Below are 11156 nucleotides of genomic sequence, written 5' to 3'. Positions count from 1 at the left end.
AGAATAATTCCTTTAGGCGGTACTATAATAAACGGAACTGTTTCTAGAGACACTCCTTATGTGTTAGATATTGGTAACAATTCGAGTTCTCAAATTTTAATCGATCAATCACAAGCAAATACAATCTTAAATAATAAAGGTTATATTATTGAAGCTCAAGATCTTGTGTATGCCTCTGTAAGAATAGCTGCAGCATTTCATGCTGGTAGTATTGTATCTAAAGGTCTTGCTGCCTTAGGAACCCAATTTAGAATAGGTGCTTTCCTAAACAAAGACACTCCATCTTTAAGTAGTAATTATTATACTTTTGCAACTATATTAGCAACCGAAAATAATACAACTATATCCTTTTCAGATATTGCACCAGGAGTAGTATTAGTTAATAATGCGGCAGCTGGTAGTACTCCTGCAAATATTATCTTGAATAGTGGTGAAAGTTTTGCTATTGCGGTTCAAGGACCAACTATTGCCAACGCCGATGGATTAATAGGAGCATTAATAACTTCTGACAAACCTATTGCTGTAAATTGCGGGTCGATTGCAGGTAGTAATAGTCCTACTACCAATTTAGATTTTGGTTTGGATCAAATAGTTTCTGCAGAACGAACTGGGAAAGAATATATTCTAATAAAAGGTAGTGGTTTTACAGAAATAGAAAGACCTGTAGTTATTGCTCATGAAAATAACACAGAAGTTTTCATAAATGGGAGCGCAACTCCATTTATAACACTTAATGCTGGTGACTATGTCGATTTTAATGGATCACACTTTACAGCAAATAACAACTTATTTATTCGTACTACTAAAAATTCATTTGTCTATCAAGCTATTGGAGGAGATGATGGCGGAGGAGGATCTAATTATGCCAATCAAAATATGCATTTTGTACCACCATTAAGCTGTGAAACTCCTAAAATAATAAACAATATCCCATTAATTAATCAAGTAGGAAGTGATCCAAGCTTTACTGGAACCGTTTGTATTGTTACAGAAACAGGTGCAACACTAAACTTTATCATAGATGGAAACAGCTATACATTAGCCACTCTTCCCGTTGGAATAACATTCACTGGACCACTTTCCGTAACTGGAAATGCAACATACGAAACTTATGAACTTAAAGGAGTAACTGGAAATGTATCAGTATTTTCAACACGTTCACTGTATTTATCTTATTACGGTTCGAGTGGAGCAGCAACTTACGGTGGGTTTTATTCAGGATTTACATTCAAACCAGAAGTAACACAACAAATTGTAGTTGCAGGACAGCTAAACTGTATTCCTAATGCTAATTTAGCCGTAAGTAGTATAACCTCTTTCGATGTTTTTCAATGGTATTTTAATGATGGAGCCATTGCTGGAGCAAATACAAATCAGCATACCCCTACTCTTCCTGGGTATTATCATATAGTAGCTTCTATTTCAACCTGTCCAACTCCACCTCTAATTTCTGATAAAATTCCGGTAAGTTCATGCCCTACAAATGGTGGTGATAGTGATTTAGTGAATGATAATATTGATATAGATTTAGATAATGATGGAATAACAAATTGTACAGAGTCTTTTGGAAATCAAATTATAAATACGGCTGTTCCAAGTGGTACAATTCCACAAAGTATTATTACATATACAGGAATAGTAACAACTACAACTCCTGCAGCGGCAATTCCTTTTTTAGGAAATACTGATGGTAGTTTTATTACAGAGGTTTTAGCTGGAAAAACATATGAAGCAGCTTACAATCTAGCATTTTCGCAACCCACAAATATTCGATTAGAATATCCAATGACTGCAAATGCAGCAGATTTACTAAATTCAAATGCAGAATATGTTGTAAATTCAGATACAAATAAAACAGTTACTGTATTAAATCCAACAAATCAGTTATTAATTGATACTAATTATGATGGAATTTACGAAAGTGGTGTAACACAATATTCTTCTTTCGAAATTCGTTTTCGTTTGAATGGAACAACACCTCTTGCAGCTGGAAGTGGAACATTTAGTTTCCAATCTTTTCAAACCAGTAATTTCAAAATTACTCATAAAAACTTGTTAAATTCAGCAGGTAATAAATCAACATTCAAACTAGTAGCTACTTGTGTTTATAAAGATACCGACACAGACAACATCCCAGATTATTTAGATATTGACAGTGATGGAGACGGAATTTTAGATACAATCGAAGCTCAAGTAGATACCTCAGTTGCTGTTTCAAATACCGATACAAATCTTGATGGACTTGACAATGTTTTCGGACCTGGATTCGCTCCAATAGATACTGATGGAGATTTGGTTCCTGATTACTTAGATTCTGATTCAGACAATGATGGTATTTTAGATTCAGATGAATTAATTGCAGATACTGATAGTGACGGAATAAAAAATTACCGAGAATTAGATTCTGATAATGATTTGTGTAACGATGTAATTGAAGCTGGTTTTACAGGAACTTCTGACGCAAATAGCGACGGATTACTGGGAGCAATTGCTCCTCCAACAGTAAATGCAAATGGTCAAGTAACCAGCGGAGTTGGTTATACTACTCCAACAACAAATTACATAACCTTTGCTCCTATTGTAATTACAACACAACCTACAATTGCTCCTACTTGCGAATTACAAAATGCAACAATCACACTTACTGACAATGGTGGAAACACTTACCAATGGCAAGTTTCTACTGATGGCGTGACTTGGAATAATGCTACAAATACAGCTCCATATTCTGGTGTAACAACAAATACATTAACTATTACTACGGTAACAAACGCTATGAATGGTTATAAATATAGAGTTCAGCTAGATAAAACAGGAAATTCTTGTGGATTACTTTCGACAGATGCCACATTAACCGTTTATGCTTTACCAGTTGTAAATGATGTAACCATTATTCAATGTGATGATGATTTAGATGCTATAACAGCAATAAATTTAACTATCAATAATAACTTAATTTCTACAAATTTTGTAAATGAAACATTTACTTATTATACAACTTTATTAGGTGCTCAAACAGCAAATGCTGCACAATTGATATCCAACCCTTTGGCTTTTACAAATACAACACCTGCTGCAATGACCGTTTGGACAAGAGTTGTAATAAATGCAAATGGTTGTTTTAGAACAGCTCAAATAAACCTTCAAGTTATAGCAACACAAATTCCAGCAACTTTTACTAGATCATTTAGTAACTGTGATGACGATCGAGACGGAAAAATAACTTTTGATATCAGTAGTGTTTCAACAGACTTACTTACTACGGTACTTCCTGCAGGAAGTTATACTATAAGTTATTATAGAAACATAGTCGATAGAGATGCGCAAACAAATCCTATAACTCCAATTAATTCATTTCAAAATGACATCCCAAATACTCAAACCATTTGGGGACGTGTAGATAGTACAATTAGTCAAGCTTGTTATGGTTTTGCTCGTGTTTTCCTAACTGTCGAAAAATTACCATTTGCTAATCCAGTTATATTTCCAGCAGCTTGCGACGATAATACTACTGATGCGGTTATAAATCATACTTTCACTACTTCAAATTTAGAAAGTACATTATTAGGAACCAATCAATCATTTCCTGTTACTGTAACTTATTACGATTCACTAGGAAATCCTTTGTTAGATTCGCTAGGGAATCCAGTTGCAAGCCCATTTCCTGCAAGTTTTTTAACAGCAACTCAAACTATAAAAGCACGTGTAACAAATAATACAACTCTAGCTTGTATTGATGAAACCACAATACAGTTTACGGTAGATGCAAGACCAGTTGCAAATCCTGTTATAATTCCAGCATCATGTGATGATTTATTATCAGGTTCTGATACAGATAACAAAAGTAGATTTGACACTTCTCTTTATGAAAGTACTATCCTAAATGGACAAACTGGAATGATTGTAACATATACTGATGGGACTGGAACAACTTTACCAAGTCCACTACCAAATCCTTTTGTAACTGGAACGCAAAATGTAACAGTAACAGTTACTAATCCAATAAACACAACTTGCCCTGCAACTACAACGCTTGCATTTGTTGTAAATCCGTTACCAAATATCAACTTAGTTGACACTGGAGTTATTTGTCAAAATTTATCTTCGCTTTACATTATATTAGATGCTGGAATAAATGACGGAACTCCAATTTCAAATTATAGCTATAAATGGTTTAAAGATGGTGTTGAAATTATTGGGGAAACAAATTATACACTAACAGATATTAACCCACTAGGGATTAATCAATCTGGAATATATACTGTTGAAGTAAAAACTATCCCTGAAGGTTGTCCTAGAACAAGAACTATAACCGTTGTAGCATCAAATTTTGCAACAATATTATCTACCACTATTGTTGATTTAGTTACTAACAATGATAACACGGTTACAGTAAACGTAACTGGTCCTGGTGATTATGTATATAGTTTAGATGAAGAATTTGGACCATTCCAAGAAAGCAATATTTTCACTAATGTTATGGCGGGAATTCATACTGTTTATGCAAAAGACATGAATGGTTGCGGGACAGTTTCAGAAGAAATATATGTTCTAGGAATTCCTCAATTTTTTACTCCAAACGGTGATGGTATTCACGATTATTGGAATGTTCGTGGTGTGAGTGCTCTATTTAGTGGAAAAACAACTGTTTCAATTTTTGATCGTTTCGGGAAATTAATCAAACAAATTTCTCCATCAGAAAAAGGCTGGGACGGAACGTATAATGGGACGCCTTTACCTGCAACAGATTATTGGTATACTGTTTTGTTCGAAGATGGAAGAAACATGAAAGGTAATTTCGCTTTGAAACGATAATACAAAATATAATTTAGATAGAAAGTCCAGCGAAAGTTGGACTTTTCTTTTTTTATCACTTAGCGGAAGGATTACTTTGCCAGTTTGCTTTGCTCGCATATAGTAATACCCCACAACCAGTAGCATAGAAAATAGTCTGACTTGAAGGAATAAACCCAAATGATTTGGCAAACTATGGTGTATTTGATTAAACAAAAAAACCACCAACTTTCGTTGATGGTTTTCAATATTTAAGAAAGATTTTAAATTAGATTTTAAATCTTTTTCTGTCAGTTTCTGTCAAATAGATTTTTCTTAAACGAATAGATTTTGGTGTAACCTCAACATATTCATCTTTTTGAATGTATTCTAAAGCTTCCTCAAGAGAGAAAATAATTGGTGGAATAATCCTTGCTTTTTCATCATTTCCAGAAGAACGAACATTAGATTGCTTTTTCTCTTTGGTTACGTTTACACACATATCATCACCACGAGAGTTTTCTCCAATTACTTGACCTTCGTAAATTTCGGCATTTGGTTCAACAAAAAACTTACCACGATCTTGTAATTTATCTATAGAATAAGGAATCGCTTTTCCTTTTTCCATAGAAATCAATGAACCTTTGTTACGTCCAGAAATTTCACCCTTGTAAGGCTCATATCCAATGAAACGGTGAGCCATAATAGCTTCACCAGCAGTAGCGGTAAGTAATTGGTTACGCAATCCAATAATTCCACGAGATGGAATATTAAATTTAATGATCATACGCTCCCCTTTGGTTTCCATGCTTAACATTTCACCTTTACGTAAAGTAACAAACTCTACAGCTCTTCCTGAAAGTGTTTCTGGTAAATCGATAGTTAACTCTTCAATAGGCTCACATTTTTTACCATCAATTTCTTTGATAATAACTTGTGGTTGACCAATTTGTAATTCGTAACCTTCTCTTCTCATTGTTTCGATAAGAACAGATAGGTGGAGTACTCCACGACCAAAAACCATGAATTTATCAGCCGAATCTGTTTCACCTAACTTCATCGCTAAGTTTTTCTCTAATTCTTTTGTCAAACGATCTCTAATATGACGAGAAGTTACAAATTTACCCTCTTTACCAAAGAAAGGAGAGTCATTAATGGTAAACAACATACTCATTGTAGGCTCATCGATAGCAATAGTTTGTAAAGCTTCTGGATTTTCAGAATCGGCGATTGTATCTCCAATTTCAAAACCTTCTACTCCAACAATCGCACAAATATCTCCAGCAATTACTTCCGGTACTTTTTTACGTCCAAGACCTTCAAAAGTATGTAATTCTTTAATTCTAGATTTCATTATTGTACCATCTCTTTTTACTAATGAGATTGGCATACCTTCTTTTAAAACTCCTCTTTCTAATCTACCAATCGCGATACGACCAGTAAATGCTGAGAAATCTAAAGAAGTAATCAACATTTGTGGCGTTCCTTCAGAAACTTTAGGAGCTGGTACATTTTCGATAACCATATCCAACAATGCTTCCACATTATCAGTTACATTTTCCCAATGATCAGACATCCAGTTATTTTTAGCAGAACCATAAACGGTTGGGAAATCCAACTGCCATTCTTCAGCACCTAATTCAAACATTAAGTCAAAAACTTTTTCGTGAACTTCTTCAGGAGTACAGTTTTCTTTATCAACTTTATTAATTACAACGCAAGGTTTCAAACCTAAATCGATTGCTTTTTGCAATACGAAACGGGTTTGTGGCATTGGCCCTTCAAAAGCATCTACTAATAAACAAACTCCATCGGCCATGTTTAATACACGCTCTACTTCACCACCGAAATCGGCGTGACCAGGAGTGTCGATAATATTAATTTTTGTACCTTTATATTGTACAGAAACATTTTTAGAAGTAATGGTAATTCCTCTTTCACGCTCTAAGTCGTTGTTGTCTAGAATTAAATCACCTGTGTTTTCGTTATCACGAAATAGTTGACAGTGATACATGATTTTATCAACCAAGGTAGTTTTACCGTGATCGACGTGAGCAATAATTGCAATGTTTCTAATAGATTCCATCTGTGTTTTTTTGTGGGTGCAAAAGTACATAAAAAAATACTTAAATCATAGTATTGTTTTATCTCTTTAATTTTGAAGTAAATATGTTAACGTTTTACTTACATTAAGGTAAATAAAAAAAGCTCCTAAAAAAGGAGCTTTTATAAAATTTGAACACAATAAGTATTACAAAGATGAAACGAATCTAGTTAATTTAGATTTTAAGTTTGATGCTTTGTTATCGTGTATAATGTTTTTCTTAGCTAATTTATCAATCATAGAGATTACGTTTGATAATTTTGCAGAAGCATCAGCCTTCACAGTTGACAATCTTAATGCTTTGATTGCATTACGAGTTGTTTTGTGTTGGTATCTGTTTAATACTCTTCTCTTTTCGTTGCTTCTAATTCTTTTTAAAGCTGACTTATGATTTGCCATTTTTTTTGATTTTTTAATTGTAATAATTATTTATAAACTATCAGTTAAAAAAGAAAAACCTCCCACAATTGTTGACACAATCACTTTGGTTTTAACTAATAAAATAAAAACTCGAGACACCAAGTTTAAATTTCACAAAACTTATTTACAACTAATTGTAGCCCGTAGGGGAATCGAACCCCTCTTACATGGATGAAAACCATGCGTCCTAACCGATAGACGAACGGGCCTTAGACTTTGTAATATCAATAATTGTAGCCCGTAGGGGAATCGAACCCCTCTTACATGGATGAAAACCATGCGTCCTAACCGATAGACGAACGGGCCATTGCATTATTTTGTAATGCGAGTGCAAAAATACAACTATTTTTTATTCTCGCAATAGTCAAATAACATTTTTTGCAATATTTTATTATATTTTAATAAGCTTTTGCAAAAAGAACTCTTCCATCAGAAGGTTTTCCAGTGAGCATACAGGTTCCAGTCTCCTCTTTTCTATCCAATGCAATACAACGAATTGTTGCTTTTGTTAGTTCCTTAATTTTCTCTTCAGTTTCTGGCGTTCCGTCCCAATGAGCTGAAATAAATCCACCTTTATTTTCAAGAATTGTTTTAAATTCTTCAAAATCAGAAACTTCGGTAATATGTGTGTTTCTGTAATTTAATGCTTTATTGAATAAATCACTCTGAATTTGCTCTAACAAGTCGCTTATATATCTTGCGATTCCATCTGCCGATTTTACTTCTTTTGTCAACGTATCACGTCGTGCAATTTCGAAAGTTCCGTTCTCTAAATCCTTTGGACCAATAGCAATTCGGACAGGAACTCCTTTCAACTCCCATTCCGCAAACTTGAATCCTGGTTTTTGTGTGGTTCTATTGTCAAATTTAACCGAGATATTTAGTTTTTTAAATTGTACTACTAAATCATTAGCTACAGTAGAAATTCTTTCAAACTCTTCATCTGTTTTAAAAATAGGCACAATAACTACTTGTATAGGTGCTAAATTAGGGGGTAAAACCAATCCGTTATCATCAGAATGCGTCATAACTAAAGCTCCCATCAAACGAGTGGAAACACCCCAAGAAGTTCCCCAGACGTATTCTTGTTTTCCTTCAGCATTGGCAAATTTTACATCAAAAGCTTTGGCGAAATTTTGCCCTAAAAAGTGAGAAGTTCCAGCCTGCAAGGCTTTCCCGTCTTGCATTAAAGCTTCAATACAATACGTTTCTTCAGCTCCAGCAAAACGTTCTGTTTCAGTTTTTAGTCCTTTTATAACTGGTATTGCCATAAAATTTTCAGCAAAATCGGCATATACATTCATCATTTTTTCAGATTCTTCGATAGCTTCGCTTCTTGTGGCGTGAGCTGTGTGACCTTCTTGCCATAAAAATTCGGCAGTTCGAAGAAATAAACGAGTACGCATTTCCCAACGAACTACATTTGCCCATTGATTAATTAATAATGGTAAATCTCTATACGATTGTATCCAACCTTTATAGGTACTCCAAATAATTGCTTCAGAAGTTGGACGAACAATCAATTCTTCTTCCAATTTTGCATTTGGATCTACCATTAATTTTCCTGGTTTGTCTGGATCGTTTTTTAATCTATAATGCGTAACAATAGCACATTCTTTAGCAAAACCTTCTGCATTTTTTTCTTCAGCTTCAAACATGCTCTTTGGCACAAAAAGAGGGAAATAAGCATTACTGTGTCCTGTTTCTTTAAACATTCTATCTAATTCTGCTTGCATTTTTTCCCAAATAGCATAACCGTAAGGCTTGATAACCATACAACCTCTTACACCAGAATTTTCGGCTAAATCAGCTTTTACCACTAGTTCGTTATACCATTTTGAATAATCTTCAGCTCTTGTTGTTAAGTTCTTGCTCATCTTGAATAGTTTGGCACAAATTTTGTACCTTGTTAAAAAATAAAATAGTTCGACAAAACTAACTATTTTTGTATTGTCCAACAATAAAAAACCTTATAGATATGAAAACTTATTATTTTTTTTCAAAAAACACAATACTAAAATCCGTTGTTGGGTTGTTAGGATTAGCTACTGTATCGTGTGGCTCATACCAAAATAAATCATATTACGACAATGATGGGATTTATGGAGGTGAAAAACAAAAGCAACCTATTGAGAACAAAGAACAAGATCCCCAAGCTGTTGAAGCAAACAACAAATACAAAGAATATTTTGGCTCAAACGCTAATAATTATAGTAACGAACAAACAGAAGTTCTTACAGATGTTGACAACTACTCTAGCAATTACAATGAAAACCAGAACCAAAACAACACCACTCAGAGTTATTCAGGCTGGGGTAATAATGGCGAAAATGTAACCATTAATGTTTATGACAACAATTGGGGTTGGAATAACTGGGGCATGGGTGGCTGGAATAATGGCTGGAATAATGGCTGGGGCTGGAATGGTGGCTGGGGCTTCGGTGGATGGAACAATTGGGGTTGGAACAATTGGAATAATTGGAATAATTGTGGATTTTATGGTTACAATAATTATTATGGATATAACAATTATGGGTATTATGGAAACAATTACGCTTACAATCACGGAAGAAGAGGTTCTGCCTATAATGACCGATATGGAAACAATGGCGGTAGAAGTTATTCTTCAAACAGAAGAAATAGCACTAACATAGACAATCCTAGATCTAATTTCTCGCAACCAAGAAATCCAAGGACTACATCTCCTAGAAGTACCGAATTTAACAATACACCTAGACCAAGAAGCACATCACCCAGAGGTAACGAATATAATACTCCAAGATCCAATACAGATTCAGGATATAACAACAATACCCCAAGACCTAGAACATCAACTCCTAGAGAAAACAATACTAACACTCCTAGACCAAGAATAGAATCCCCTAGAAGTGAAAGCCCTAGAACTCACGAGTCTCCAAGAAGTTATGACTCACCTCGTTCTTCATCTGGAAGCAGTAATAGTGGAAGCTCTTCAGGTGGAGGTCGTTCTGGTGGACGTAGAGGGTAACAAATCATATAACCAATGTATTTATTCATAAATACATTGGTTTTTCATTGACTTAAAAATAAATTAAATGAAAAAATATATTACTTTTTTTACAATAGTATTCTGTTTTTCAGCAGTACAAGCTCAAGAAGTATCAGATGCCTATAGATATGCGCAAGACAACCTTAACGGAACTGCTCGTTTTAGAGCTATGAGCGGTGCTTTTGGCGCACTAGGTGGCGATTTATCTGCACTTAATGTAAATCCTGCTGGTTCGGTAGTTTTTGCAAATAATCAAATAGCAGCATCAGTAAGTAGTTTTAACATCAAAAACAACTCGAACTATTTTGGAAAAAACACTTCAGAAAATACTAATTCGCTTGATTTGAACCAAGCTGGAGCAGTTTTTGTTTTTGAAAACAATCATGAAAATAGTGATTGGAAAAAATTCTCGATTGCCATAAATTATGAAAACACTAATAATTTTGACAATTCATTATTCTCAGCGGGTACGAATGCTAATAATTCTATAGACAACTATTTTTTGAGTTATGCTAATGCAAATCCTTTAAGAGGCGGCATTTTACTTAGTACACTTCAAGATGCTTTTTTTGAAGAATTAAATTATGAAGATCAACAAGCTTATTTAGGTTATCAGTCCTTTATAATTGATCCCGTAGATCCATTAAATCCAAACAACACAGCCTATTTTTCGAATGTTCCTAGTGGAGCAAACTATTATCATGAAAACACAGTTGAATCAACAGGATATAACGGAAAAGTAACATTTAATGCAGCTACCCAATATCAAGATAAATTAATGTTAGGTATAAATATTAACACTCATTTTGTTGACTATCGCCGCTCATCAAC

Annotated in this window: 5 protein-coding genes, 2 tRNA genes and 1 pseudogene; 3 read left to right on the top strand and 5 right to left on the bottom strand. The window is 34.2% G+C overall.

Annotation, left to right across the window (positions count from 1 at the left end; translation table 11 throughout):
* A partial coding sequence (locus ACHZC3_RS06440; protein ID WP_394759050.1) for a T9SS type B sorting domain-containing protein occupies window positions 1-4815 on the top strand: 4815 nt, incomplete at its 5' end.
* A gap of 247 nt (window positions 4816-5062) precedes the next feature.
* On the opposite strand, the gene typA is transcribed toward ACHZC3_RS06440, so the two are convergent.
* From typA to proS, 5 genes are all read right to left on the bottom strand, one after another.
* Window positions 5063-6859 carry a translational GTPase TypA gene (typA, locus tag ACHZC3_RS06435; protein ID WP_394759049.1) on the bottom strand — a complete coding sequence of 599 codons (1797 nt, stop codon included), beginning with the start codon at window positions 6857-6859 and terminating at the stop codon, window positions 5063-5065.
* 165 nt (window positions 6860-7024) lie between these two features.
* Window positions 7025-7276 carry a 30S ribosomal protein S20 gene (gene rpsT, locus ACHZC3_RS06430; RefSeq protein WP_394759048.1) on the bottom strand — a complete coding sequence of 84 codons (252 nt, stop codon included), beginning with the start codon at window positions 7274-7276 and terminating at the stop codon, window positions 7025-7027.
* A 158-nt stretch (window positions 7277-7434) separates the two neighbouring features.
* Window positions 7435-7506: transfer RNA gene (locus ACHZC3_RS06425), tRNA-Glu, on the bottom strand.
* Between the two features lie 25 nt (window positions 7507-7531).
* Window positions 7532-7603 (bottom strand) — tRNA-Glu (locus ACHZC3_RS06420).
* A 92-nt stretch (window positions 7604-7695) separates the two neighbouring features.
* Window positions 7696-9174, bottom strand: a complete 1479-nt coding sequence (gene proS / locus ACHZC3_RS06415; RefSeq protein WP_394759047.1) for a proline--tRNA ligase — start codon at window positions 9172-9174, stop codon at window positions 7696-7698.
* A gap of 101 nt (window positions 9175-9275) precedes the next feature.
* On the opposite strand from proS, the gene ACHZC3_RS06410 reads away from it, so the two are divergent.
* Together ACHZC3_RS06410 and ACHZC3_RS06405 are read left to right on the top strand one after the other, a co-directional pair.
* The gene (locus ACHZC3_RS06410; protein ID WP_394759046.1) at window positions 9276-10304 is read left to right on the top strand and encodes a hypothetical protein; all 1029 of its coding nucleotides are present in this window, start codon (window positions 9276-9278) and stop codon (window positions 10302-10304) included.
* A 67-nt stretch (window positions 10305-10371) separates the two neighbouring features.
* A pseudogene (locus tag ACHZC3_RS06405) lies at window positions 10372-11156 on the top strand (transporter); the annotation flags it as partial.

This window comes from Flavobacterium sp. (assembly GCF_043720215.1).
GTDB lineage: Bacteria > Bacteroidota > Bacteroidia > Flavobacteriales > Flavobacteriaceae > Flavobacterium.
Note: the sequence above shows the minus strand (reverse complement) of the source record. Positions and strands in the feature narration are given on the sequence as shown.